The organism is Streptomyces sp. NPDC054961 (genome assembly GCF_053609145.1).
On the sequence record NZ_JBSGWY010000069.1, the window covers coordinates 1 to 25,327 of the forward strand.

Below are 25,327 nucleotides of genomic sequence, written 5' to 3' on the forward strand. Positions count from 1 at the left end.
TGGGTCTCTCCCACAAGTGCGCGGGCGCGCGGGGGTGTTTTTTGGGGTGTTTTCGTGTGGGGGGGCGCTCCCCCCCCCCCCCGCGGGTCCCCCCCGCGCCTGAGCGGCGCGGCCCCCGGCTTGCGCGTGCCCTCACGGGGTGCGCGGCGCGGGGGCCCCCGGGTCACCCCTTTCGCATGACGTGCGTGCTCCGGTGCCGTGACCGGAGGTCAGCTCACCAGCGGAAGGGCTTGTAGATGTCCATGCAGCTGGTGTCCGTGCCGTTGAGGATCTCGGCCGACTCCGGGACGTCACCCTGCTTGGGCGCCGCCTGCTGCGGGTAGGTGTTGCCCTCCCGCCAGTCCGCGCCCACGATCAAGGTGATCTTGGCGGCCCCGGCGGTCTTCTGCACCGACTCGGCCGGAATCCCGAGGGCCGCCGCCACGCTCTGCGCGTCGGCCGCCTGGGCGTCCGTGGAGTAGCGGACGACCGTGGTCTTCTCCGGGGTCAGCGTGGTGTCCGCCTTGGCCATCGTGAACCCCTTGGAGACCAGCTGGCCCGTGACGGCCGTGGCCCGCTTGGGCACCGGCGCCGAACCGGCGCCCGTGCCGTTGACCACCTGCACGGCGATCTTCGCCGGGTTGGCGGGCGGGGCCTTGGAGGGCTCGGGGGCCGGCGCCGAGGGAGAACCGCCCGCCGCGGGCGTGCCGCCGTCCGCCGGGGCGGCCGGGTCTCCGTTGGGGTCCAGGGCGACGTCCTTGCGGAGCATCGTCCACATCTTCTCGGCGTCGGCGGAGTTGAGGATCACCCGGTTCTTGTCCCCCGGGGCGTCCATCACCGGGATCGTGGCCATCGTGATGCGGTTGATCGGCACGTCCTTGAGCGTGAGGCCGAGGTCGAGGAGCTTCTTGACCGACCCGATCTCCTCGGACACCTTGAGGGCCTTGGTCGCGGCCTCCGCCAGGCCCGTGAGGCGGGGGATGTCGGTGAAGGCGTTCTGGCCCTTGAGCTCGCGCATCATCGAGTTCATGTAGATGTGCTGCGCCTTGGCCCGGCCCATGTCACTGCCGAAGGAGTGCCGGGTGCGCAGCCACTGGAGCGCCTGCTCGCCCTTGACCTTGGTGGTGCCCGCCTTCAGCTTGAGGCCGGAACCGCCCGTCCCCGACCCCGGCTCCGACTGGTCGAAGACGTTCTGGTTGACGCAGACGTCCACGCCGCCGATGGCGTCGGCCATGCTCACGACACCGACGAAGTCGATCATCATCCAGTGGTCGATGTAGACGTTGGTCATCTTCTCCCAGGTGGCCAGGGTGCAGCCGGGCCCCCCGTTCGCGAGGCTCTCGTTGATCATCGTCTTGGTGGCTTTGTACTTCGTGCCGGTCTTGGGATCCGTGCACTCCGGGATGTCCACGATGGTGTCGCGCGGCACGGAGGTGACCGAGGCGTTCTTCCGGTCGGCGGAGATGTGGACCAGCATCTGCACGTCGGCCCGCGCGGGGCCGCCGATGTTGTCCCAGCCGCCGCCGAGCTTGGCGTTCGCCTCGTCGCGGATGTCGGAGCCGAGCATCAGGATGTTGATGGGCCGGCGGCCGGAGGCGTCGGCCTCGGTCTTGGCCACCCCGCTGTCGCCGCTCAGGCGCTGGCCGCTGCGGATGTTGCCGTTGAGGTGGCGGTAGTAGAGGTAACCGGCCGCCGCCGTCACGAGTATGAGCAGCGCCACGACGGAGGCGACCCAGCGCAGCGCGCGCCGTTTGCCGCTCTTGGCGGGGCGCCTGCGGCCACGACCGCCGCCGCGGCGGCCGGAGCCGCTCCTCGGCTGGGGGACGGTGCCGCCCGCGGCCGGACGGCCGTCGGATATGCCGTCGTCGGCCGGGGCGGACGCCCCCTCCCCATGCACGCTGCTGTGCCTCACTCGTTCCCCCTGAAGATCACTCTGTGTCGTCATTGTGCCGGTCGCCGCGGTCCACAGCGTCATGCGGTGCTCGTGACGGACTCGTGGACGCCTTCTTCACGGCTTCGAGGGCGGCTCGGCCACCGCCCGGCCGGTCACTTGGCGCAGACCGTCTTGTCCGCCTCGACCCGCTGGACGCCCTCGGGCGCCTTCTGCGGAGCCGTCTGCGAGACCCCCGCACCCTTGAAGTCCGCGCCGAGCGTCAGCTTCATCGGCGCCTTCGGGGCGGCGTCGGCCGTGCCCATCTTCAGCGCCGTCGCGGGCAGGCCCATCATCTCCGCCAACGCCCTGGCCTGGTCGGCCTGGTTGGGCGCGTACTCCAGCTGCGTGGTGTCCACCTTGGCGGGCGCGTTGCCCAGGTTGCTGGACTTCAGCACCCCCTTGGTGTTCTGCAGCCACGTCAGCGTGCCGGACGCGGAACCGGCCGGCCCGCCGCCGTTGTAGACGTCCACCCGGACGTCCTTGGCCGCGGCCCGCGGACCCTGCATCAGCGCGTCCAGCTTCGCCTTGGCGTCGGCGTCGGCCGCGGCCGCGGCGGCCTGCTCCTTCTGCTCGACCTCGGTGAGCGAGACGTCCTCCCGGATCATCTGCATCAGCGGATCGGCCTGGCTCGGATTGATCACGACGGTGGACTTGACCTTCTCCGCCGGATTGTCGAGCACCGGAAGCGTGGTGAAGGTGATGTTCTTGAGGTCGATGTCCTTCAACTCGCCCGCGAGTTCGGTGAGTTTGTTGATGTCTCCTATGCCGGAGTCCACGCTGAGCGACTTGGTGGCGGCCTCGGCGAGGGAGAAGAACTTCTGCGGACTCGTCAGCGTCTGCTTCGACTTCATCTCGCGCATCATCGAACTCAGGAACTGCTGCTGGGTCTTGATGCGGTCCAGGTCGCTCTCGTTGCCGAAGGCGTGCCGGGTCCGTACGAAGGCCAGCGCCTGCTCGCCCTCCAGGCGGTGCTCGCCCGCCGAGAGCTTGAGCTGGGAGTCCTTGTCGTCGACGGCCTTCTCCACGCAGACCGGTACGCCGCCGACCGCCGTGCTCAGGTTCTTCACCGCGTTGAAGTCGGCCATCATGAAGTGGTCGACCTGGACCCCGGTGAGCTCCTTGACCGTGCGCATCGTGCAGCCCGGGTCGCGGCCCGCCTGCCCGAGGCTGGTGTTGAAGCGGACCCCGTGCTCGCCGGCGATGTTCTTCGTCGAGCCGTCCGGCTGCTTCGTGGGACAGGCCGGGACGGCGGTGATCAGGTCGCGGGGGATGGACAGCGCCGTGGCGTTGGAGCGGTCCTTCGAGACGTGGAAGAGGATCGTGGTGTCGGCGTGGCCGACGCTGCCGGCGTCCCCGTACCCCTCGTTGCCCGCGCCGCTGCGCTTGTCGGTCCCGATGACCAGGATGTTGATCGCCTGGCCCTTCTTGAACCCGCCCTTGGTGCCGGCGTCACCGACGTCGGTGACGGTCAGGTTGCCGTTCAGGTGGTCGTAGTAGAGGTACGCGGCCACCGAGCCGCCGATCAGCAGCAGCGCGAGCGTTCCGCCGGCGACGGCCAGGACCTTCTTGCCGCGTCCGCCGCCCTTGCGCGAGCGCCCGCCGCGGCGGGCGGCCTCGCCGGGCGGCGTCCCGCCGGGGCGGCGCGGTCCGGGGACGGCAGGGGGTGCGGCCGTGGGCTGGGGGGCCCTGCGGGACGCGGGGGAAGGCGCTTGCCGCTGGGACGGAGGTGCTTGCGGAGCGGATTGCTCCAGTCGCAGTTCGTAGTTGCCTGTTCGAGGGTTGAGGACCCACTGGTCTGCGGGGTCGATCTCGTCGGCCCGTCCACGGCTTTGCGCATCCACGGTTTGCTCGAATCCTCCGTCGGTGCTTCGCGATGCGCCTCCCCCGGGCGCCCGGTCAACGATCCGGCTGCTGGCGCGCGGCCTCTGTGCTGGCCGGGCGCCGGATCGCTCACCTTATCCGGACAGATTCGCCGCAAACCATGCTGGTGATGAATTGCACGCCCTTACAACGGGGCAATCGCCCCAACAAGCTCGGTTGGATCACCGGCTTTTGGTATTGCTTTACCGGCAATCGGCCACGCCCGCCGTGGTCCCCGTAAAGGTAGGGACGGGCGTGGGGGCCCCGGTGGTTCCCCCGGCCTCGGGCCTCCCGGCCGCCGTGCCCGCGGCCTTGCCGTCCGATCCGTCACCGGCGCCGTCCTCGGCGGCCCGCCCGGTACGGGGCGCGGGGCCGGGCGTGGACGCCGACGAGGGCTCGGGCGGGGCGATGGTCAGCGGCTTGTCGGCGCGCAGCCGCTGGAACAGCTGGGTGGCGTCCGGTTCCTGCAGCTCGTCCCGGTTCGGGTTCGCCTCGTACGGCCGCCGCGGCACCGTGAGGAACTTGATCTGGTCGGTCGGGATGTCCCTGACGCCCCGGACCAGCTCGTACAGCCCCCGCAGCGAGGCCAGCCCCGGGTCCGTGGTCACCGAAGAGGTCGCCGCGTCCAGCAGCGGGTACAGCTTGCCGGGGTTCAGCAGCACCCCGTTGCTCTGCACCTTCTTCACGAGCGAGCCGAGGAAGAGCTGCTGGCGTTCCATGCGCTCGGTGTCGCTGCCGTTGCCCAGGCTGTAGCGGGCCCGTACGAAGCCCAGCGCCTGCTCGCCCTGGAGGACCTGGCGCCCGGCCGGCAGCTTCAGCCTGGCCTCCGCGTCGTCCACCGGCCGCTTCAGGCAGACCTCCACCCCGCCGATGGCGTCCACCATCCTCGTGAACCCGCCGAAGTCCACCACCATGTGGTGATCGATCCGGATCCCGGTCAGCGCCTCGACCGTACGGATCGTGCAGGCGGCCCCGCCCCATTCGAAGGCCCAGTTGAACTGGGCGAGCTGCTCCTGGGTGCGGCTCCCGTCCGCCTGCAGACAGGCCGGTATCCGTGCCATCAGGTCCCGCGGCACCGACACCGCCGTCGCGCTCTTCCGGTCCGCCGGCAGGTGCAGCAGGATCGTGGTGTCCGAACGCTGGGTGCCCTTGTCCTGCCCGTAGCGCGAGTTGGCCTTGCCGGAGCGGGAGTCCGAGCCGATCAGCAGGATGTTCTGCGCGCCGCCCGCCAGGTGGGCCGGCCGCTCCCGGTCGTAGCGCCGCAGCTCGGCGGCGGCCGAGGTGTCCTCGGTGATGTTCCCTTCGAGCTTGGTGTAGACCCACCAGCCCGCGGCCGACCCGGTGAGGACCAGCAGGGCCGTACCGAGCCCGGCCCAGCGCAGCAGCCGGCGCCGACGGCCGCTCGGAGGCGTCTGAGCGCCTCCGGCAGCCCCGGTGCCGCCCGGTATGCCTGGGCTGTCCCTCACTCGCGTACCGTCCCCTCACGCGTTTCCGCAGGCCGCACGTGTGAGCACGGCCTCTGTCGATCCTGCCCCGGGGCGGCCGGAGCGGCCCGGGGGCGGGGCCCTGTAAAGAGCCGAACGGGTGACAAATCGACCGAAGGCGTCGTTGGGCGGACTGGGTGACGGCGGAACCCGGCCCGGACGGGCCCCGAACCCGGGCCGGGCCGGCCCCGAGGCGGGGCCTGGCGGCGGGCCGGTCCCGGTGGTGGCCCGGTCCCGGTGGTGGCCCGGCCAGGCGACGGGCTACACGGTGTGGGTGACGCGCTCGCTCTCGCTGCGCTGCGCCAGCCCGTCGGCCGACAGCTGGCCGAGGTGCCGGCACAGCACCACGGAGCCTCCGGACGCCAGGGCGGCGTAGAGCCCCGCGGAGAGCCCCTCCCAGCTGTCGTAGCCGAGCCCGGACAGCACGCGCGAGCCCTCGCCCAGGCCGCGCTTCACCGCGTCCTCGCGGGCCCGCTCGCAGATTCCCTCGTACGAGAGCTCCTCGCCGCCGACCACCAGGCCCGGGCCGGCCGGGTCCACCGGCTGGAAGGGCGCGAACCGGTCGCCCTGCCCCGGCACCTCCACGGCGTAGTCCGCGAATCCGGCGGGCGCCTGCGGGAACCGCCCGCCCAGCGGCCGCAGCGCGAGCGCGATCCGCTCGCCGGAGCACGCGGAGGCCTCCTCCAGCGTGTCGGGACCGCTCACCACGAGGTCGGCTCCGGCCGGATCCCCGCCCACCTCGGCCACGACCCCGACCGAGGCGCAGGCGAGCAGCCACACGGCGCTCTGCCAGTGCGCGGGGAGCAGCAGGGCGAGCCGGTCGCCCGGCTCCGCGCCCAGGTCCCCCTGGAGCAGATTGGCGGTCTTGGCCACCCAATTGGCGAAGGTGGCGACGGACAATTCGACGCGCTCGCCCGTCGCGTCGTCGTAGAAGGTGACGAGCGGGCGGCCGGGATCGGCGGCGAGCGCGGATCGCAGCAGGTCGGCAGGGGTGCGGTCAGTGGCGTTCACGTCCCCGAGCCTACGCGGCACCGCTCGCGTCCCTCCGCCGTACGGCGGCAGCGCGGTCCCCCGTACGGAGGAGGGGTGCCGGCGCGTCGGCCAGACGGTGTGTCAGTTCTCGGATGGCGCCCGCCGCCTGGAGTCCCCAGCATCCTTTCCATGCGTGGATTCCTTGCTTCCTCGATCGGCGTCGCGACGGCCGCCGCACTGGCCCTGCCGCTCGCGCTCCCCACTACGGCCCTGGCAGAGACCGCCCCCGTGGCCCCCGCCGGGTCCACCCAGTCGCTGCCACTCGTCCCCCTGGGACCCGCGGCGGACCGCAGCCCCGGAGTCCCCGGCATGAGCACCTCGCCCCGCCTGCCCCAGACGCGGGGCCTGACGGCGCGTGACGTCAAGACCTTCTCGCTCGTCGGCGTCGTCTGGGACGACGTGAGCACCCAGCTCAACGGCCACGTCCAGGTCCGCACCCGGTCCGTGGCCACCTCGGCCTGGTCCGACTGGCAGGACGTCGAAACCCACAACGGCGAACACGCCGCCGACCTCGACGCGGTCGAACGCGGATCCCGCCGCGTGCGCGGCAGCACCGCCCCGCTCTGGGTCGGCGCGTCCGACGGCGTGGAGGTCCGCGTCCAGGTGGAGACGGGCGGGACCCGCGAGGTCACCGGCAAGCTCCCGTCGGGCCTGCGGATCGAACTCGTCGACCCGGGAGTCACGGGCCGGGACGAGCCGGACGGGAAGAACGGCTCGCCGTCCCAGGGCGACGGCGACGACAAGGGCGAGCTGACGCTCCTCCCCGGAATGACCATGCCGATGACGGAGTCCTCCTCCGCCAACGTCCCCATGGCCCCGCTCGGCGCCAGCGAGATCTCCGCCCTCGACAAGGCCGACTCCACCGCCGACGCCGTCCTCGCCGACAACGCGCTCGCCGCCGCCCCCTACATCGGCCCGCGCCCGCGGATCGTCACCCGCAAGGGCTGGGGCGCCGACGAGAGCCTGCGCGAGAGCGGCTTCGTCTACACGAACACGGTCAAGGCCGCCTTCGTCCACCACACCGCCTCCGGCAACAACTACGCCTGCAAGGACGCCCCGGCGGTGCTGCGCAGCCTGTACCGCTACCACGTGATCAGCAGCGGCTGGCGGGACATCGGCTACAACTTCGCCGTCGACAAGTGCGGCACGGTCTACGAGGGCCGGGTGGGCGGAGTCGCCAAGGCGGTGCTCGGCGCGCACACCATGGGGTTCAACACGGACAGCATGGGCGTCGCGGTGATCGGCTCCTTCACCAACACCTCGCCGCCGAAGGCGTCGGTCGACGCGGTGGCCCGCCTCACCGCCTGGAAGCTCGGCCTCTTCGGCCGGGACCCGCGGGCGAAGACCACCCTGAGGTCGGGCGGCGGCAACCGCTACCCGAAGGGGTCGAACGTGTCGATGAACGTCATCTCGGGCCACCGCGACGGCTTCGCCACGGAATGCCCGGGCCGCCTCCTCTACGGCCAGCTCCCCCCCACCCGCACCAGCTCGGCCAGACTCCAAGGCCGCCCGTAGCCTGGCCGGCCGTCGCTGCCCCGCCCGTAGCCTGGCCGGCGGTCACCGCCCCGCCCGCGCCTCGGCCGCCGGCGGGGCGGCGCGCGGTCCGGTCCGGGGGGCCGCCCCCGGGCCCTGGCGCCTCAATCGCCGGCGGGGCTCGATCGTGTGCCGCGCCGATGACCTGCGCGCGGGTCCGTTGCCGGGGGCCAGCCCCCGGACCCCCGCGCCTCAAACGCCGGCGGGGCTGGAGGTGCGGGCGGTCCGCTGCGCTGGTCCGGCTCCCGGGCCCTGGCGTCTGAATCGCTGATGGGGCGCCCGGCGCTGGGTCCCTACGTGTCCGCAGGACAATTCCAGCCCCGCCGGCGTTTGAGGCGCGGGGTCTGGGGCGGAGCCCCAGGTTCTTCGGGCGCAGCCCGGGTCCTACGGGTCCGGGCTGGCCCGGGGAACGGTGGAAGGGCGGGTAGGGGACGAGCCCCGCAGGGCTACGCTCAAGGAATGGCCGGCCCCTTCGACCCCCTCACCCGCACCGCGATCCGCGGCGGCCGCACCCACGTGCCCGCAGCCGTCGAAGGGCCCCCGGCCCCGGCCCCGGCCTCCGAATCCGCCCCGCCTCCCGGACCGGACCCCGCCCAGGCGCCCGACGCAGCCCCTGGCCCCGGCCCCGACCAGGACCTCGGCCCCGGCCCTGGTACCGGCCCCGGCCCGGTCCCTGGCAGCACCCAGGGCTCCGGCCGAGGCGCCACTCAGGGCTCCGGCCGAGGCGCCATCCAGGGCTCCGGCCGAGGCGCCACCCAGGGCGCCGCCCCCCTCACGCGGATCTGGTCCCCGCCCGGCCCGGTGGACCTGGGCCTCACCCTCGGGCCTCTCAGACGCGGTCCCGCCGACCCCACCTTCCGCGCCACCCCCGGCGCGGTCTGGCGCGCCACCTGGACCCCGGCCGGCCCCGCCACCCTCCGCGTCGCACTCCAGGCCGGCGGCCGCGAGGTGATCGCCGACGCGTGGGGTCCCGGCGCCGGCTGGGTCCTCGACCGGCTCCCCGAACTGCTCGGCTCCGCCGACGACCCGGCCGCCTTCGTACCCCGTCACCGGCTCCTGCACGCCAGCCACCGCCGCCGCCCGGGCCTGCGCCTGACCCGTACCGGCCTGGTCCTGGAGTCCTTGATCCCGGTGATCCTGGAACAGAAGGTGACCAGCGACGAGGCCTACCGCAGCTGGCGCCGCCTCGTCCGCCAGTACGGCGAGCCGGCCCCCGGCCCCGGCCCCGCCCCCGCCCCCGGCCGCGACCGGTCCCGGACCGGCCTCTACGTCATGCCCGACCCCCGGACCTGGGCGATGATCCCCTCCTGGGACTGGCACAAGGCCGGCGTGGACGCCAAGCGCTCCGCCACGATCGTCCGCGCCGCCCGCGTCGCCGCCCGCCTCGAAGAGGCCACCGGCATGGAGCTCCCGGCGGCCGCCGCACGGCTCGAGGCGGTCCCGGGCATCGGCCCGTGGACCTCCGCCGAGACCCTTCAGCGCAGCAACGGCGACGCCGACGCCCTCACCACCGGAGATCTGCACCTCCCCGGCATCGTGGGCTACGCCCTCGCCGGGGACCGCGACGCCGACGACGCCGTGATGCTGGAACTCCTCGCCCCGTACGCGGGCCAGCGCCACCGCGCCGCCCGCCTCATCCTCCTGGCCGGAACCGCCGCGATCCCGCCCCGCCGAGCCCCCCGCATGCCCCGGAACGACATAGGCCGTCTCTAGTGCCGCGTCAGCCAACGTCCGCCCCGGCCCCTGCGAGGACCCGGCCCCTGCGAGGACCCCGCCCCTGCGAGGACCCCGCCCCGCACCAGCGGGTCAGCGCACCTCGATGAAGTCCTCCGCCGTCCGGCCCGCCCGCTCCGCCGGAGCGGCCGCCGCGTGGCCCACGGCCACCGCGCCCATCGGGTCCCACTCCTGCGGCAGTCCCAGCACCTTGCGCACCACGTCCCGGCAGAACATCGTCGAGGACACCCACGCCGACCCCAGCCGCTCCCCGGCCAGCGCGACCAGGAAGTTCTGCACGCCCGCGCCCATGGCGACCACGAACATCTCCCGCTCCGCCGCGTCCCGCCGCGCGTGCCCGTAGTCGTGCATGCCGTCGGTGACCATGCACGGCACCACCAGGTACGGCGCGGCCCGCAGGACGTCGCCCCGCCGGATCCGCTTCGCGACCGACTCCTCGGACCTGCCGTCGCGCCGCAGGTCCCGGATCCAGGCGTCCCGCATCGCGTCGAGCAGCTCCAGGCGCGCCCCCTCGGACTCCAGCAGCACGAAACGCCACGGCGTCGTGTGGTGCGGGGCCGGGGCCGTCACGGCGGCCGCCACCGCCCGCCGGACCGCGCCGGGGTCCACCGGCTCGGAGGTGAAGGCCCGTACGGTGCGGCGCTGGGTCACCGCCTCCCGCACCGCCTCCGAGGTGCCCAGCCGGAACATGTCCTCGGCCGGGAGGCGTACGAGGTCGGCGGCCGAGGACCCCTCGCCCAGTACGTGCGCCAGCCCGCGCACCAGGGCCACCGGCAGCCCCTCGGCCTTGCCCTTGACCAGGTCGCCCGCCGCGGCCAGCTCGTCGGCGGTCGCGACGACCGTCGCGCTCAGCGGGTTCCCGTGGGCGTCGGTGCCCCCGCGCAGGTCGTCGAGGACCCGTACGCCCGCCGAGCCGATGGCCACGTCGGTGAGCCCGGTGCGCCAGGGCCGCCCGAAGGTGTCCGTCACGATGACGCCCACGTCGACCGACAGCGCCTCCCGCAGCCCCGCCCGGAGGGCGGCGGCCGAGGCGTCGGGGTCCTCGGGCAGCAGCAGGACGGTGCCGGCCTCGGTGTTGGAGGCGTCGACTCCCGCGGCGGCCATGACCAGGCCCTGCCGGTTCTCCACGATCCGCAGCGGGCCCCGGCGGGCGACGACCCGTACGGTCTCGGCGTCTATGGCCTCCTCGCGCGACTCGGCCCGGACGATCCGGCCCTCCGCCTTGGAGACGATCTTCGAGGTGACGAGCAGGACGTCGCCGTCCCGCAGCCTGCCTCCGGCGGAGGCGGCCGCCGCGATCAGCGCCGCCAGGTCGTCGCCGGGCCGCACCTCCGGGATCCCGCCGAGGGCCCGGACCTCGTACGAGGGGCCGTGCCCGGGAGAGGCTCCGTGCCCGGGAGGAGTTCCGTGCCCGGGAGAGGCGCCCCGCGGGGCGGTCACCGGGAGGCCTCCGCCAGTTCCAGCGCGGCGCGCGCCATGTCGGCGGTGGCGGCCAGGTCGGTCATCATCAGCGGCACCGCCCGGCAGGCGATGCCGGCGGCCTCCACCGCGGCGACGGCGTCCGCGTCGGCGGTGTCCACCAGCCAGCCGTCGAGCAGTCCGGTGCCGTAGTGCAGGGCCACGGCCGCGGCGGTGGACTCGACGCCGACGGCGGCGAGCACCTTGTCGGCCATCCCGCGCACCGGGGCGCCCCCGACGATGGGGGAGAGGCCGATGACGGGCGCTCCCGCGGCGGCCACGGCCTCGCGGATGCCCGGCACGGCGAGGATGGTGCCGACCGAGACCACGGGATTGGACGGCGGGAAGACGATCACGTCGGCGGCCGCGATGGCCTCCAGCACGCCGGGCGCGGGCTTGGCCTGTTCGGCGCCCACGGGTACGACGGCCTCGGCGTCCACGGCCGCGCGCATCCGTACCCAGTACTCCTGGAAGTGGATGACCTTGCGCTCGCCGGTGGCGGCGTCGGTGATCGCGACGTGGGTCTCGACCCGGTCGTCGGACATGGGGAGCAGCCTGACGCCGGGCTGCCAGCGGTCGCAGAGGGCCTCGGTGACGGCGCTGAGCGGGTAGCCCGCGCCGAGCATCTGCGTACGGACGATGTGGGTGGCGAAGTCGCGGTCGCCGAGGCCGAACCAGGCGGGTCCGACCCCGTACGCCGCGAGTTCCTCCTTGACGGTGAAGGACTCGTCGGTGCGGCCCCAGCCCTGGTCCTCGTTGATGCCACCGCCGAGGGTGTACATCACCGTGTCCAGGTCGGGGCACACCTTGAGCCCGAACAAGTGAATGTCGTCACCGGTGTTGCCGATGACCGTGATGTCCGCGTCGGGAACCGCGACCTTGAGTCCGCGGAGGAAACGGGCGCCGCCGATGCCGCCGGCCAGTACAACAATGCGCATGCTGCGCAGTCTGTCAGGCGGCCCGGGGATCAGACCGACAGGGCCCGGGGCCGGGCGGGTGAGCAGTGGTGCATCGGCATCTCGGTGAGGCCGGGGAAGTACACGTGCAGGCTGACCGCTCCTTCGAGGCCGTCGTTGACGACCTCATGGGCGTACCCGGGGGCGAAGACGCGCTGGGAGCCGGCGCCGAGGGCGAGCGGGCCGCGGGGGGTGTGCTCGGTGAGCTCGCCGTCCAGGACGGTCAGGACGCCGGAGGAGGCACCGTGGTCGTGCCGGCCGCTGCCCTGGCCGGGGACCCAGCTGAGCAGCCAGACCTCGTAGCCGGGGCCGGTGCGCAGCCGGTGGTACCAGCGGGTGGTGGCGTCGTACCGGACCAGGTGCTCCCAGGTGGAGCGGTCCTCGGCGAGGGAGCGGGCGAGGCCCACGAACTCGGCGACGGTGGCCGGGTGTTCGCGGGCGGGCTGGAGGAGGTGCTGGACCGAGAGGATGTCGCCGGCGATCTGGAGGTCGCTCTCGACCATCGCGGGGGCGGCGTTCAGGGGTGCGGTGCTGTTCATCGGGGGATTCCTCGACGGATGTCAGTCGTGCTGGCGGTCGCTGGGGAAGCGCGGCTGGAGCTCAGGGGAGCCGGAGCTCCGTCGGCATCAACAGCTGCAACAGCAACAGCGAACCTGGGCAGCGCACAGGAACCCACGAATGGGGGTCCGGGTGGCGGCTGCGGGCGCTGACATGGCACCAAGGAGACCCGGTGGAAGGTCCGACTGTCAACCCAGTGTCCGATTTGGTGGAAAAGTTTCACCTCATCCGGTTACCGTGCCCGGAGAAAGGTTTGTGCAGTCGATGTCCGGGGATGTGGCGCTGCGAGTCGTGCCACGGCCCGCTGTGGCAGCTCTCAAACCCGTCACGCCGCGTGTTGCCGATCTGTGGCCGAAATGTGATCCGCGCCGCTTCTTCGGCCGGATCGGAACCCCGCCACAGAGTGGTGCGTCGATTGCGGGGTAGAGGGGTGTCGCATGTGACGCCCGTTGCATGTGTCACGATTTTTGGCGATATGAACACTTTCTGCTTAGGCTTGGTTCCGCAGAGTGAATAAGGGGCCCAATAGCAGATCTCGGCTTGACTACGCCGGAGCCCCGCACTTGTAATTTCACTCGTGTCGTTACGTAGCGATGAGTGACGGCAACATCACGGGGACGTACAGAAGAGCAAGGGGCGCACATGACCGAGCTGGTTCAGGAACTGCTGGTCGAGGAGGCGGACGAAGAGCTCGGATGGCAGGAGCGAGCTCTCTGCGCCCAGACCGACCCCGAGTCTTTCTTTCCCGAGAAGGGCGGCTCCACCCGCGAGGCCAAGAAGGTCTGCCTCGCCTGCGAAGTCCGCTCCGAATGCCTCGAGTACGCCCTCGCCAACGACGAGCGATTCGGCATCTGGGGCGGCCTGTCCGAGCGCGAGCGCCGGCGGCTGAAGAAGGCCGCCGTCTGAAACGCCCGCAGCCCGCGTCGAGCGGCGCCCACGGCATGACGGACGACATATCCGACGGCATATCCCGCCGCACGGACCACGCCACCGCCGAAGGCACGGGCACCACCACCCGCCCCGCCCACGGCAGTACCCAAAGCGGCACAAACAGCACTACGGCGAGCAGTACGACCAGCAGGACGACGAGCAGAGCAAACGGTCCGCCTCCCGCACCTTCCCCGCAGGAGGCGGACCGCTGTGTATCCAGCCGTTAGTGTGGGGCGCTGTCCAGCAGCCTCCGAGGGCACAACACCCCCGGACCCCCGGCCGGAGGGCCCGTACCGCGATGTCCCTGCACAGCCAGTCGAGCGCCTCCTACCAGGCTGCCGCCGCCCCAGAGTTCCCCCGGCACGTCGTCACCGCCGTCATCGTGGCCCACGACGGCTCCCGCTGGCTGCCCCGGACGCTCGCGGGCCTCCTCGCCCAGGAACGCCCCGCCCAGAACCACATCGCCGCCGACACCGGCAGCGCCGACGACTCCGCGCGCCTGCTCGGCGAGGCCCTGGGAGACGACCGCGTCCTCCACCTCGCCCGCCGCACCGGATTCGGCGCCGCCGTCGAGGAAGCGGCCCGCACCGCCCCGACGCTGACCCCCGAGGACCTCCCGTACCTCAAGCGTCCCTCCGGCTGGGACCCCGTCAGCCGCACCTGGCGCGACGACACCTACGACCTGCCCGAACTGCCCCACGGCGAACCCGTGCAGTGGCTCTGGCTGCTCCACGACGACTGCGCGCCCGAGCCCGACGCCCTCGCCCAGCTGCTGCGCACGGCCGAGGACAACCCCGACGCCGCCGTCATCGGCCCCAAGCTGCGCGGCTGGTACGACAAGAAGCAGCTCCTCGAAGTCGGCGTCACCATCGCCCGCAGCGGCCGCCGCTGGACCGGCCTCGACCGCCGCGAGCAGGACCAGGGCCAGCACGACCAGGTCCAGCCCGTCCTGTCCGTTTCCACCGCCGGCATGCTGATCCGCCGCGACGTCTACGACGCCCTCGGCGGCTTCGACCGCCGGCTGCCCCTCATGCGCGACGACGTCGACCTGTGCTGGCGCGCCCAGAGCGCCGGCCACGCCGTCCTCATCGCCCCGGACGCCGTCCTGCGGCACGCCGAGGCCTCCGCCCGCGAACGCCGCACCGTCGACTGCGCCGGCCGCAGCACCGCCAGCCCGCACCGCGTCGACAAGGCCGGCGCCGTCTACACCATGCTGGCCAACAGCTCCGGCCGCGCCCTCCCGTACGTCCTGCTGCGCGTCCTCGTCGGCACCGTCCTGCGCACCCTCGCCTACCTCGTCGGCAAGGCCCCCGGACAGGCCGTCGACGAGATCACCGGCCTCCTGGCCACCCTGCTCCGCCCCGGCCGCGTCCTCGCCGCCCGCAGAGCACGCCGCCGCCCCGCCGTCCCCGCCAAGGAACTGCGCCCCCTCTTCCCGCCGTCCGGCGCCACCCTGCGCGCCAACGCCGAACAGCTCGCCGGCTACTTCGGCGCCGACCGTGATGCCGAGACCGCGGCCCCGGGCGCGGGCCGGCACGGCGGAGCCGTCGAATCCGGGCCCGGCGGAGACGACGCCGACTACCTGGAGATCGAACAGTTCGCGCGCATCAGGCGGATCGCCCGCAAGCCCGCGCCCGTCCTCTTCGCCCTCCTCCTGCTCGTCTCCGTCATCGCCTGCCGCTCCCTGCTCGGCGGCGGCTCCCTCATGGGCGGCGCCCTGCTCCCCGCCCCCGGCGGCGGACTCGACCTCTGGCGCACCTACGCCGACGACTGGCAGCCCGTCGGCACCGGCACCACCACCGGAGCACCCCCCTACCTCGCCGTCCTCGGAGCCTTCTCCACCCTGCTCTTCGGCTCCACCAACGCCGCGCTGACCCTCCTCCTCGTCTGCTCCGTCCCGCTCGCCGGACTCAGCGCCTACTTCGCCTCCCGGCCGCTCGTCGCCTCCCGGCTGCTGCGCGCCTGGGCCGCCGTCGCCTATGCCTTCCTGCCCGCCGTCACCGGAGCCCTCGCCGGCGGCCGCCTCGGCACCGCCGTCCTCGCGATCCTGCTCCCGCTCATCGCCCGCTCCGCCGTCGCCGCCTTCGGCTTCGGCGGCGCACGCGGCGCGGAAGGCACCGACGGCGCCACCGGAACCTGGCGCTCGGCCTGGACCTACACCCTCCTGCTGACCCTGGCCACCGCCTTCACCCCCGTCGTCTGGCCGCTCGCCGCCGTCCTCGGAGCCGCCGCGCTCGTCCTGCGCCGCGCGCACTGGAAGACGTACGGACCGCGCCTCCTCGCGACGCTCGCCGTCCCGCTCCTCGTCCTCGCCCCCTGGTCGCTGAGCCTGCTCACCCACCCCTCCCGCTTCCTGAACGAGGCCGGACTGCCCTACGGCGCCGGCTCGGCCGGAGCCCTGGACCTGCTCGGCATCAGCCCCGGCGGACCCCGCACCGCCGGCGGCCTGATCCTCATCGGCATCGTCCTGGCCGCCCTGGCCGCCCTGCTGCGCACCGAGCGGCAGTTCGCCGTCCGCACCGCCTGGGCCGCCGCGCTCGCCGCGCTCGTCCTGGCCGTCCTCGTCAACCGCACCGCCTGGGCCGGCCCCGCCACCCTCGTCTACGGACTCGCCCTGCTGGCCGCCGCCGCCATCGGCGCCGAGGGGGCCAGGGAACGCGTGGCCGCCCGCAGCTTCGGCTGGCGCCAGCCGCTCGCCGTCCTCATCGCCCTCGCCGCCGCCGTCGGACCCCTGATCGGCGCGGCCGGCTGGATGCTCAGCGGAGCCGCCGGCCCGCTGGAGCGCCGCGACCCCGTACAGGTCCCCGCGTTCGTCGCCGAGGAGAGCGGCACCCGGGACCAGGCCCGCACCCTCGTCATCGGCGCGACCTCCCCGGCCGCGCTCTCCTACAGCCTCGTACGCGGCTCCGGCGGCCGCCTGGGCGACGCCGAGCTCGCCGCCCAGGCAGGCAGCGACACCCGCCTCGACAAGGTCGTCTCCAGCCTCGTCGCCGGATCCGGCGCCGACCAGACCGACCAGCTCGGCGGCTTCGCCATCCGCTACATCCTGGTCCGCGACGGAGCCCCGCAGCAGATCGGCCGCGTCCTCGACGCCACCCCCGGCCTCAGCCGCCTCAGCAAGCTCGAAGGCAGCGCCCTGTGGCGCGTGGACCGCCAGGTCGCCCGCGCCGTCATCCTCCCCGTCAAGCCCGGCGAGGCCCCCATCCCCGTCGCGTCCGGCCCCGTCGAGGTCCACAGCAAGATCCCGGACGGCGAGGCCGGCCGCACGCTGCGCATCGCCGACAAGGCCGCGCCCGGCTGGCAGGCCACCCTCGACGGCAAGCCCCTCAAGGCCAAGACGCTGGACGGCTGGGCCCAGGGCTTCGAGCTCCCCGCCGCCGGCGGCCGTCTCGACCTCGTCCACGACGACGCCCTCACCCGGACCGCCTGGCACTGGGCGCAGGGCCTGCTCGCCCTGGTCCTGCTCGTGATGGCCCTGCCGGGCCGCCGCACCAGCCTCGACGACGACCTCCCCGAGGAGGAGGCCGCGCCCGCCGAGGAAGCCGGCGAGGGCCGCCGCGCCCGCCGCCTGCGCGAGCAGTCCGAGGCGGAGGCCGAGGCCCCCGCCGAGGCGGCCGTCGCCGCCGACCCGTACGCGCAGATCCCGGAGCAGCAGGCCTACGGGGACGACGCGTACGCCTACCAGCAGGCCTACGGGGACCACGACGGCTACACCTACGGGCACCAAGAGGCTCAGCAGCAACAGCAGCAACAGCAGCAACAGCCCCCGCAGCAGCCGCAGTACGAGCCGTACCCGTACCCCTACGACCCGCAGCAGGCGCAGCAGCAGTACGGGGAACAGCCGTACCAGCAGGAGCACCCGCACCAGCAGGACCACGAGCAGTACCCGTACCCGTACGAGCCGTACGACACCTACGGACAGCACGACGGACAGCACGGCGGGCAGCACGCCCCGCGTCCGGACGGGAGCACCCAGCAGTGAAGCAGCGCGTACCCCTGACGCTCGCCGCGGTCACCGCGGCCCTGGCCGCCGTCACCGGCCTGGCCGCCCTCACCGCACCCGCCGCCGACGGCGCCCCCGCGGCCGCCCCCGGCAAGACCGCGGCCCGGATGCCCGTCGAGCGGTCCCTGCTGGTGTGCCCCGCGCCCAGCACCTCCGACATCGCCGACACCGTCTACACCGCCATCACCCCCGGAGCGGCCGCAGCCGGTGGCACGGGCACGGCCCGGCTGCTCGGCGCGACGAAGGACGCCAAGCCGGTCCTGGAGCTCAAGGAGCCCGGCAAGCCCGTGGGCGCCAAGGCCTCCGGCGCCGAGGCCCCCGCGCTCACCGGCACCGCCGACGGATTCCTCGCCCCCGGCTGGAGCGCGCAGCAGACCACGGTGGTCTCGGTCGGCCGCACGCGCGGCCTGCTCGGCGTCGGCTGCACCGCGCCCGGCACCGACTTCTGGTTCCCCGGCGTGAGCACCGCGAAGGGGCGCGAGGACTACGTCCACCTCACCAATCCCGACGACGCCGCGGCCGTGGTGGACATCAAGCTGTTCGGCCCCGACGGGGCGGTCAAGACCGAAGCGGGCACGAGCGAGAACATCCGCATCGACCCGAAGTCCAGCAAGGCGATCTCCCTGGCCTCCCTCGCCCCCGGCGCGCAGCTCGCGGACGTCACCGCCCACGTGACGACCCGGGCCGGCCGGGTCGGTGCCACCGCCCAGGCGGGCGAGGAGGGCGTGGGCTCCGACTGGCTGCCCGCCTCCGTCGACCCGGCGGGGACGCTGGTCCTGCCGGGCATCCCCGCGGACGCCGCCTCGGTGCGGCTGGTCGCCTTCGTGCCGGGTGAGGAGGACGCGGACCTCAAGATCCGCCTGGCCGCGGCGAACGGCTCCATCACGCCGGCGGGCAACGAACAGCTCCACGTCAAGGCCGGGATGACCGCGAGCGTCGACCTCAAGGACGTGACCCGCGGAGAAGCGGGCTCCCTCGTCCTGTCCCCGGCCGACGGCAAGGAACCCGTCCCGGTGGTCGCGGCGGTACGGGTCGTCCGCGGCAGCGGCGCCAAGCAGGACATCGGCTTCGTCCAGGCGGCCGGGCCGGTGGGCGCACGGGCGACCGTCGCCGACAACCGCCCCGAGGAGAACGCGACCGTACTGGCCCTGACGGCGGTGTCGGGAGCCGACGCGACGGTCAAGGTGACGGCCTCACCGGGCACGGAGGGCGGTGAGCCGGCCTCCCAGGAGGTCACCGTCAAGGCGGGCACGACCCAGACCCTGACGCTCGCCCCGGCGGGCGGCAAGGGCTCCTACGCCCTGACCGTGGAAACCCTCAAGGGCGGCCCGGTCCACGCGTCCCGCACGCTGACCGTCCCGCGCGACGGCACCCCGATGTTCACCGTCCAGACCCTGTCGGACGACCGTTCCACGGTCTCGGTCCCCAGGGCCTCGCAGGACCTCTCGGTCCTCACCGAGGACTGACCCGCCGTCACCGGCATAGGCACCGGCACCGGCTCCGGTGCAGGCCCGGTGCCGGCGGTGCCGGGGGGAGTTCTCCGGGGCACGGCACTAGCCGTCCCCGTACCTCGGATCCACCGTCTCAGGTGACAGCCCGAGCAGCTCCGCCACCTGTTCCACCACGATCTCGTGTACGAGCAGCGCCTTCTCGTCCCGGGTCTTCGTCCGGATCTCCACCGGCCGGCGGAACACCACGATCCGGGCCGGCCGTCCGCCGCCCGCCTCGACCAGCGCCCCCAGCGGAACCGCTTCGTCGTTCCACCCCGCGTCCGCGCCGCCCGGCGGTCCCGGGACGTCGCCGACCAGGAACTCCACGTCCGCCAACTGCGGCCAGCGCCGCTCCAGGCGCTCCACGGAGTCCCGTACGAGATCGCCGAACAGCTCCGACCGGCTGGCCGACAGCGGCACTTGCGGAGGGGCCACCGGCCCGCGCATGCCCCGCCCGTGGCGGTCGCGCCGCCGTACCCGCGGCTCGCCGTCGGCGGAGGCCTCCGGAAGGGGCAGGGGCGGGGGGAGGGGAGGCAGGGAGCTGTCCGTCACCCCCGCAGGGTAGCCCTCACAGCCCCACCGGGGCGGGGGTGATCAGCCGACACGGGGGAGTGGCCGGGGGGTGAGTCGTCGCGGCCCGGTCAAGAGTGCGGTACGGTCCAACGTCGTGAGCCTTGTACGTCGCTGTTCTCGCACCGCGTGCGGCCGCCCTGCCGTCGCGACGCTGACGTACGTCTACGCCGATTCGACCGCAGTCCTCGGCCCGCTCGCCACCTATGCCGAACCCCACTGCTACGACCTGTGCGCCGAGCACGCGGAGCGGATGACCGCCCCGCGCGGCTGGGACGTCGTGCGCCTCACCGACGGCTCCCCGCCCTCCCGGCCCACCGGCGACGATCTCGAAGCCCTGGCCAACGCCGTACGGGAAGCCGCCCGCCCGCCAGAGCGTGCCGCCGAGGCCCGGGGCCAGGGCGCGGGTCACAGTGGTTCCAGCACGGGCGAGACCCGCCGCGGACACCTCAGGGTCCTGCGATCGCCGGATTCCTGACGCTCTGATCGTATGAAGAGCGGCTCACTGTCCACGGTAGGTTTGCCCCACCGCAGATCAGCTTCAGGAGGGCAGGCCGTGGCCACCGATCTTTCGAACATCATCAAGGCCTATGACGTACGGGGTGTCGTCCCGGACCAGTGGGACGAGGCCCTGGCCGAACTGTTCGGTGCCGCATTCGTCGAGGTCACCGGAGCGAGCGCGATCGTCGTCGGGTACGACATGCGCCCCTCCTCGCCCGCCCTGTCCGGCGCCTTCGCGCGCGGCGCGGCCGCCCGCGGCGTCGACGTCACCCTGATCGGGCTGTGCTCCACCGACCAGCTGTACTACGCCTCCGGCAAGCTGAACCTGCCCGGAGCGATGTTCACCGCCTCGCACAACCCGGCCCGGTACAACGGCATCAAGCTCTGCCGGGCCGGCGCCGCCCCCGTCGGCCAGGACACCGGCCTCGGCACCATCCGCGAGCTCGCCGAGAAGTGGACCGACGAGGGCGCCCCCGCGATCCCCGCCGGCACCACCCCGGGCACCATCACCGAGCTGGACACCCTCACCGGGTACGCCGACCACCTCAAGGGCCTGGTGGACCTCGACGGCCTGCGCCCCCTCAAGGTCGTCGTCGACGCGGGCAACGGCATGGGCGGCCACACCGTCCCCACCGTCTTCTCCGGCCTCCCGCTGGACCTCGTCCCCCTGTACTTCGAGCTGGACGGGACCTTCCCGAACCACGAGGCCAACCCCCTCGACCCGAAGAACATCGTCGACCTCCAGGCCCGCGTGAAGTCCGAGGGCGCGGACCTCGGCATCGCCTTCGACGGCGACGCCGACCGCTGCTTCATCGTCGACGAGCGCGGCGAGGGCGTGTCTCCGTCCGCCATCACCGCCCTGGTCGCCGCCCGCGAGCTGGCCCGCAACGGCGGCACCGGCACCGTGATCCACAACCTGATCACGTCCTGGTCCGTCCCGGAGGTCGTCCGCGAGAACGGCGGCACCCCGGTCCGCACCCGCGTCGGCCACTCCTTCATCAAGGAGGAGATGGCCAAGTCCGGCGCCATCTTCGGCGGCGAGCACTCCGCGCACTACTACTTCAAGGACTTCTGGAACGCGGACACCGGCATGCTCGCCGCGCTCCACGTCCTCTCGGCCCTCGGCGGCCAGGACGGCCCCCTCTCCGAGCTGGTCTCCTCCTACGACCGCTACGCGGGCTCGGGCGAGATCAACTCCACCGTCGCCGACCAGGCCGGCCGCGTGGCCGCCGTCAAGGAGGCGTACGGCGCGCAGGCCGGCGTCACCCTGGACGAACTGGACGGCCTCACGGTCACCAGCGCCGACTGGTGGTTCAACGTCCGCGCCTCCAACACCGAGCCGCTCCTGCGCCTGAACGTCGAGGCCCGCGACTCCTCCACCCTCGCCAAGGTCCGCGACGAGGTCCTCGCCCTCATCCGGGCCTGAGCCCGGACGCCGGCCGGAGCGGGCCGCCACGCCCGCGGACCGCTCCCGTCCGGCGCCGCTGCCGCCGAGTCCCCTTCCGACCGCATCCCAGGTGACTCGGCGGTACGCTGACCAGGCCCCATCCGCAATCCCCGAAGGGAACTCGCCGCCATGCCGCTCGAAGCCGGCCTTCTGGAGATCCTCGCCTGCCCCGCCTGCCACTCGCCCCTCGAGGACAAGTCGGCCGACGCGGAGGCCCCCGAGCTGATCTGCACCGGAGGCCAGGACTGCGGTCTCGCCTACCCGGTCCGCGACGGCATCCCGGTGCTCCTCGTGGACGAGGCGCGCCGCCCCGCCTGAGCTGACACCTCCACCCCGCGCACACGCTGAGACTGGTTCCGTCACCCCACAGGTTCCGTCACCACGGGACACGCAACGGACATAGCCGGAGGCCGCCATGCTCGACGAGTCACTCCTCGACGCACCGGACGATCTCGCCCGGGCCGACCGCCGCGGCCTGCTCCGCGGCGCCGCCGAGGCCGGGGCCCGGGTGCGCACCGCGACCCGGCACGCCACCGAGGCGGGCCTCGCCGACCTGCGGCCCGACGGCCGCCCCCGCGCGGTCCTCATCGCCGGACCCGGCACCGCCGCCACCGGGGTGGCCGACCTGCTCGGAGCGCTCGCCGGAGCCTCCGCGCCCGTCATCCGGCTCCACCCCACCGGCGTCGCACACGCCGCCGGGGCGCTGCGCTGGACCCTGCCCGGCTGGGCCGGCCCCGTGGACCTGCTGCTCATCGCCACCACCGACGGCACCGAGCCGGGCCTCGCCCTCCTCGCCGAGCAGGCCTACCGGCGCGGCTCCACCGTCGTCGCCGTCGCGCCCGAGCGGTCGCCGCTGAGCGAGGCGGTGGAGGGCGCGCACGGGCTCCTCGTACCGATGGCGAAAGCCCCGTACCAGGAGTACGACGAGTCCGCCGCGGCCGGCCCCGGCGCCCTGTGGGCCCTGCTGACCCCGCTGCTGGTCCTCCTCGACCGGGTCGGCCTGATCACGGCGGCCCCGCACACCCTGCAGCTCGTCGCCGACCGGCTCGACCGCACCGCCGAACGCTGCGGCCCCGCCATCGCGACCTACTCCAACCCGGCCAAGACCCTCGCCGCCGAGCTCGCCGACTCCCTCCCGCTCATCTGGAGCGAGGGCGCCGGAGCCGGTCCCGCCGGCCGCCGCTTCGCCGCGACCCTCGCCGAGCTGGCCGGGCGCCCCGCACTCGCCGCCGTCCTTCCCGAGGCCCTGCCGGCCCACGGAGTCCTGCTCGCCGGATCCTTCGCCGCCGGAGCCGACCCCGACGACTTCTTCCGCGACCGGGTGGAAGAACCGCAGGCCCTGCGCGCACGCATCGTCCTGCTGCGCGACCGGCCCGCGGGCGGACTGACGGCCGCCCCCGCCGCCCGGGAGCTCGCCCTCAGCCACGAGACGGCCATCAGTGAGCTGGCCCCCGAGGAGGGCACCGAGCTGGAACAGCTCGCCGAACTCCTCGCCGTCACGGATTTCGCCACCGCCTACCTGGCGCTGGCCTCTGGGGGACGAAGCTGAGGCGCACGACCGTGCCCTCTCACTCAGGAAGACGACCGATGGACCGCCTCACCAACACGATCCGACCGTACGCATGGGGATCGGCCACCGCGATCCCCGCGCTCATCGGCGTCGCGCCCACCGGGGAACCGCAGGCCGAGATGTGGATGGGCGCCCACCGGGGTGCCCCCTCCCGCCTCGACCGCGGAGCCGGCGAGACCACCCTCTCGGAGGTCATCGCCGCCGACCCCGAAGGCGAGCTGGGGCTCGCCGCCGTCAGCAAGTTCGGCCCCCGGCTGCCCTTCCTCCTCAAGATCCTCGCCGCCGGAGCCCCGCTCTCCCTCCAGGTCCATCCCGACCTGGCCCAGGCCGAGGACGGGTTCGAGGACGAGGAGCGCCGCGGCGTCCCGATCGACGCGCCGCACCGCAACTACAAGGACGCCAACCACAAGCCCGAACTGGTCTGCGCCCTCACCCCCTTCGACGGCCTGTGCGGATTCCGCCCGCCGCTGGCGGCCGCCGAACTGCTGGAGGGCCTCGGCGTCGACTCCCTCAAGCCCTACGCCGACCTCCTGCGGGCCCACCCCGAGGAGGCGGCCCTGCGCGAGGTGCTCACCGCCGTCCTGACCGCGGACCGCGCCGAGACGGCCCGTACGGTCTCCGAGGCCGCGGCCGCCGCCGAGCGGCTCGGCGGCCCGTACGCCCCGTACGCGGGACTCGTCCACCACCATCCGGGCGACCCGGGCGTCATCGCCGCCATGCTCCTCAACCACGTGCGGCTCCAGCCCGGCGAAGCCATGTTCCTCGGCGCCGGCATCCCGCACGCCTACCTCGACGGCCTCGGCGTCGAGCTCATGGCCAACTCCGACAACGTCCTGCGCTGCGGGCTCACCCCCAAGCACGTGGACGTGCCGGAGCTGCTGAAGGTGGTCGCGTTCGAACCGGGCGACCCCGCCGTCCTGCGCCCCGAGGGCGACGGCGAAGAGGTCTACGAGACCCCCATCGACGAATTCCGGCTCTCCCGCTTCGTCCTGGCCACCGGCGGCGCCCCGCGGATGCTCTCCGACGCCACCCCGCAGATCCTGCTCTGCACGGCCGGGTCCCCGAAGGCCTCCTCCGCGAAGTCCGGCGAACTGCCCTTGTCCCCGGGGGAGTCCGTGTTCGTCCCGGCGGGCGAAAAGGCCGAACTGTCCGGAACCGGTACCGTCTTCCGCGCCACGGTAGTGGTCTGACGTACCGTCCCTACCGGCGGCTGTGAGAATCTGCGGCCGTAGCGCGGCGCCCCGGACCGGGGCGGCGCACCGAGGAAGGGACACATCGCAACCATGAGCGCGTCGGGCGGTACCAGGGCGATCGTGGCGGCACTCGCCGCCAATCTCGCCATCGCTGTAGCCAAGTTCGTGGCCTTCGTCTTCAGCGGCTCCTCGTCGATGCTCGCGGAAAGCGTCCACTCGCTGGCGGACTCCGGCAACCAGGGCCTGCTGCTCCTCGGCGGCAAGAAGGCCAAGCGCGAGGCGACGCCCGAGCACCCCTTCGGCTACGGGCGCGAGCGGTACATCTACGCCTTCCTCGTCTCCATCGTGCTGTTCACCGTCGGTGGCATGTTCGCCATCTACGAGGGCTACGAGAAGATCAAGCACCCGCACGCGATCGAGAACTGGTACTGGCCGATCGGCGTGCTCGTCTTCGCGATCATCGCGGAGTCCTTCTCCTTCCACACCGCGATCAAAGAGTCGAACGAGATCCGCGGCAGCCTCTCGTGGGGCCAGTTCATCAAGCGCGCCAAGGCCCCCGAGCTGCCCGTCGTCCTCCTGGAGGACTTCGGCGCCCTGATCGGCCTGGTCCTCGCCTTGGCCGGCGTCGGCATCGCCCTCGCGACGGGTGACGGCGTCTGGGACGGCATCGGCACCCTCTGCATCGGCATCCTGCTGATCGCCATCGCGATCGTGCTCGCCGCGGAGACCAAGTCCCTGCTGCTCGGCGAGGCGGCCGGCGTCGAGGACGTCGAGAAGATCAAGGCCGCCGTCGTCGACGGCGACGTGGTCACCGGCGTCATCCACATGCGCACCCTGCACCTCGGCCCCGAGGAGCTCCTGGTCGCGGCGAAGATCGCCGTCCGGAGCGACGACACGGCGAGCGAGGTGGCCCGTGCCATCAACGCCGCCGAGGCCCGCATCCGTGCGGCGGTCCCGATCGCCCGGGTGATCTACCTGGAGCCGGACATCTACAACGCCGAGGCCGCCGCGAGGGGCGCCAACCCGGCCGCGTCACCGGGCGGCGACGGCCACTGAACCCGCCGGACGCGACGGGGCCCCCTGCGCTCTCGCAGGG

At 73.4% G+C, this 25,327-nt stretch carries 19 protein-coding genes; 11 read left to right on the forward strand and 8 right to left on the reverse strand.

What is annotated here, in order from left to right:
• Window positions 1–214: 214 nt before the first annotated feature.
• The 4 genes from ACWF9Z_RS34905 to ACWF9Z_RS34920 all read right to left on the reverse strand — a co-directional run bounded on the left by ACWF9Z_RS34905 (window position 215) and on the right by ACWF9Z_RS34920 (window position 6,267).
• Window positions 215–1,924 (reverse strand): LCP family protein, encoded by a 1,710-nt coding sequence (locus tag ACWF9Z_RS34905; RefSeq protein WP_453609426.1) that lies wholly within the window; start codon window positions 1,922–1,924, stop codon window positions 215–217.
• A 101-nt stretch (window positions 1,925–2,025) separates the two neighbouring features.
• The gene (locus ACWF9Z_RS34910) at window positions 2,026–3,753 is read right to left on the reverse strand and encodes an LCP family protein (RefSeq protein ID WP_453609428.1); all 1,728 of its coding nucleotides are present in this window, start codon (window positions 3,751–3,753) and stop codon (window positions 2,026–2,028) included.
• Window positions 3,754–3,975: 222 nt separating this feature from the next.
• A complete protein-coding gene (locus ACWF9Z_RS34915) occupies window positions 3,976–5,238 on the reverse strand; it encodes an LCP family glycopolymer transferase (protein ID WP_453609430.1) in 1,263 nt (420 codons plus the stop codon).
• 279 nt (window positions 5,239–5,517) lie between these two features.
• Entirely contained in the window at window positions 5,518–6,267 is a 750-nt protein-coding gene (locus ACWF9Z_RS34920; protein ID WP_453609432.1) for a TIGR03089 family protein, read from the reverse strand.
• Between the two features lie 150 nt (window positions 6,268–6,417).
• On the opposite strand from ACWF9Z_RS34920, the gene ACWF9Z_RS34925 reads away from it, so the two are divergent.
• Both ACWF9Z_RS34925 and ACWF9Z_RS34930 read left to right on the forward strand, forming a co-directional pair.
• Window positions 6,418–7,803: a peptidoglycan recognition protein family protein gene (locus ACWF9Z_RS34925; protein WP_453609433.1), complete on the forward strand. Its 1,386-nt coding sequence runs from the start codon at window positions 6,418–6,420 to the stop codon at window positions 7,801–7,803.
• Window positions 7,804–8,550: 747 nt separating this feature from the next.
• Window positions 8,551–9,534 (forward strand): DNA-3-methyladenine glycosylase family protein, encoded by a 984-nt coding sequence (locus tag ACWF9Z_RS34930; RefSeq protein ID WP_453609452.1) that lies wholly within the window; start codon window positions 8,551–8,553, stop codon window positions 9,532–9,534.
• 93 nt (window positions 9,535–9,627) lie between these two features.
• On the opposite strand, the gene ACWF9Z_RS34935 is transcribed toward ACWF9Z_RS34930, so the two are convergent.
• The 3 genes from ACWF9Z_RS34935 to ACWF9Z_RS34945 all read right to left on the reverse strand — a co-directional run bounded on the left by ACWF9Z_RS34935 (window position 9,628) and on the right by ACWF9Z_RS34945 (window position 12,508).
• Entirely contained in the window at window positions 9,628–10,893 is a 1,266-nt protein-coding gene (locus tag ACWF9Z_RS34935; RefSeq protein ID WP_453609454.1) for a coenzyme F420-0:L-glutamate ligase, read from the reverse strand.
• Window positions 10,894–10,991: 98 nt separating this feature from the next.
• Window positions 10,992–11,951: a 2-phospho-L-lactate transferase gene (gene cofD / locus ACWF9Z_RS34940; RefSeq protein ID WP_453609435.1), complete on the reverse strand. Its 960-nt coding sequence runs from the start codon at window positions 11,949–11,951 to the stop codon at window positions 10,992–10,994.
• Window positions 11,952–11,980: 29 nt separating this feature from the next.
• The gene (locus ACWF9Z_RS34945; RefSeq protein ID WP_453609437.1) at window positions 11,981–12,508 is read right to left on the reverse strand and encodes a cysteine dioxygenase; all 528 of its coding nucleotides are present in this window, start codon (window positions 12,506–12,508) and stop codon (window positions 11,981–11,983) included.
• A 661-nt stretch (window positions 12,509–13,169) separates the two neighbouring features.
• On the opposite strand from ACWF9Z_RS34945, the gene ACWF9Z_RS34950 reads away from it, so the two are divergent.
• From ACWF9Z_RS34950 to ACWF9Z_RS34960, 3 genes are all read left to right on the forward strand, one after another.
• Complete coding sequence (locus tag ACWF9Z_RS34950; RefSeq protein ID WP_112450237.1) at window positions 13,170–13,433, forward strand: WhiB family transcriptional regulator; 264 nt, start codon at window positions 13,170–13,172, stop codon at window positions 13,431–13,433.
• Window positions 13,434–13,755: 322 nt separating this feature from the next.
• Complete coding sequence (locus ACWF9Z_RS34955) at window positions 13,756–17,439, forward strand: glycosyltransferase family 2 protein (protein ID WP_453609438.1); 3,684 nt, start codon at window positions 13,756–13,758, stop codon at window positions 17,437–17,439.
• Complete coding sequence (locus tag ACWF9Z_RS34960; RefSeq protein ID WP_453609440.1) at window positions 17,436–18,926, forward strand: DUF5719 family protein; 1,491 nt, start codon at window positions 17,436–17,438, stop codon at window positions 18,924–18,926. The genes ACWF9Z_RS34955 and ACWF9Z_RS34960 overlap by 4 nt, the downstream gene beginning before the upstream one ends.
• 87 nt (window positions 18,927–19,013) lie before the next feature.
• Here ACWF9Z_RS34960 and ACWF9Z_RS34965 read toward each other — a convergent pair whose 3' ends face one another.
• Window positions 19,014–19,502 carry a metallopeptidase family protein gene (locus ACWF9Z_RS34965; RefSeq protein WP_453609442.1) on the reverse strand — a complete coding sequence of 163 codons (489 nt, stop codon included), beginning with the start codon at window positions 19,500–19,502 and terminating at the stop codon, window positions 19,014–19,016.
• A gap of 70 nt (window positions 19,503–19,572) precedes the next feature.
• Between ACWF9Z_RS34965 and ACWF9Z_RS34970 the strand changes: the two genes are divergently transcribed.
• From ACWF9Z_RS34970 to ACWF9Z_RS34995, 6 genes are all read left to right on the forward strand, one after another.
• Window positions 19,573–19,998, forward strand: a complete 426-nt coding sequence (locus tag ACWF9Z_RS34970) for a DUF3499 domain-containing protein (RefSeq protein ID WP_453609443.1) — start codon at window positions 19,573–19,575, stop codon at window positions 19,996–19,998.
• A gap of 78 nt (window positions 19,999–20,076) precedes the next feature.
• Window positions 20,077–21,447 (forward strand): phosphomannomutase/phosphoglucomutase, encoded by a 1,371-nt coding sequence (locus tag ACWF9Z_RS34975; RefSeq protein ID WP_453609445.1) that lies wholly within the window; start codon window positions 20,077–20,079, stop codon window positions 21,445–21,447.
• Window positions 21,448–21,597: 150 nt separating this feature from the next.
• A complete protein-coding gene (locus ACWF9Z_RS34980) occupies window positions 21,598–21,786 on the forward strand; it encodes a Trm112 family protein (RefSeq protein WP_215031305.1) in 189 nt (62 codons plus the stop codon).
• Window positions 21,787–21,883: 97 nt separating this feature from the next.
• Window positions 21,884–23,017, forward strand: a complete 1,134-nt coding sequence (locus tag ACWF9Z_RS34985; protein WP_453609446.1) for an SIS domain-containing protein — start codon at window positions 21,884–21,886, stop codon at window positions 23,015–23,017.
• A gap of 38 nt (window positions 23,018–23,055) precedes the next feature.
• Complete coding sequence (manA, locus tag ACWF9Z_RS34990) at window positions 23,056–24,228, forward strand: mannose-6-phosphate isomerase, class I (protein WP_453609448.1); 1,173 nt, start codon at window positions 23,056–23,058, stop codon at window positions 24,226–24,228.
• Between the two features lie 93 nt (window positions 24,229–24,321).
• Window positions 24,322–25,287, forward strand: coding sequence for a cation diffusion facilitator family transporter (locus tag ACWF9Z_RS34995; protein WP_453609450.1), 966 nt, complete (start codon window positions 24,322–24,324; stop codon window positions 25,285–25,287).
• The last annotated feature ends 40 nt before the right edge of the window (window positions 25,288–25,327 follow it).

Coding starts and splice junctions, on each gene's coding strand:
- manA (WP_453609448.1), top strand. CDS start 23,056: ATGGACCGCCTCACCAACACGATCCGACCGTACGCATGGGGATCGGCC.
- ACWF9Z_RS34925 (WP_453609433.1), top strand. CDS start 6,418: ATGCGTGGATTCCTTGCTTCCTCGATCGGCGTCGCGACGGCCGCCGCA.
- ACWF9Z_RS34905 (WP_453609426.1), bottom strand. CDS start 1,924: ATGACGACACAGAGTGATCTTCAGGGGGAACGAGTGAGGCACAGCAGC.
- ACWF9Z_RS34950 (WP_112450237.1), top strand. CDS start 13,170: ATGACCGAGCTGGTTCAGGAACTGCTGGTCGAGGAGGCGGACGAAGAG.
- cofD (WP_453609435.1), bottom strand. CDS start 11,951: ATGCGCATTGTTGTACTGGCCGGCGGCATCGGCGGCGCCCGTTTCCTC.
- ACWF9Z_RS34955 (WP_453609438.1), top strand. CDS start 13,756: ATGTCCCTGCACAGCCAGTCGAGCGCCTCCTACCAGGCTGCCGCCGCC.
- ACWF9Z_RS34985 (WP_453609446.1), top strand. CDS start 21,884: ATGCTCGACGAGTCACTCCTCGACGCACCGGACGATCTCGCCCGGGCC.
- ACWF9Z_RS34945 (WP_453609437.1), bottom strand. CDS start 12,508: ATGAACAGCACCGCACCCCTGAACGCCGCCCCCGCGATGGTCGAGAGC.
- ACWF9Z_RS34980 (WP_215031305.1), top strand. CDS start 21,598: ATGCCGCTCGAAGCCGGCCTTCTGGAGATCCTCGCCTGCCCCGCCTGC.
- ACWF9Z_RS34995 (WP_453609450.1), top strand. CDS start 24,322: ATGAGCGCGTCGGGCGGTACCAGGGCGATCGTGGCGGCACTCGCCGCC.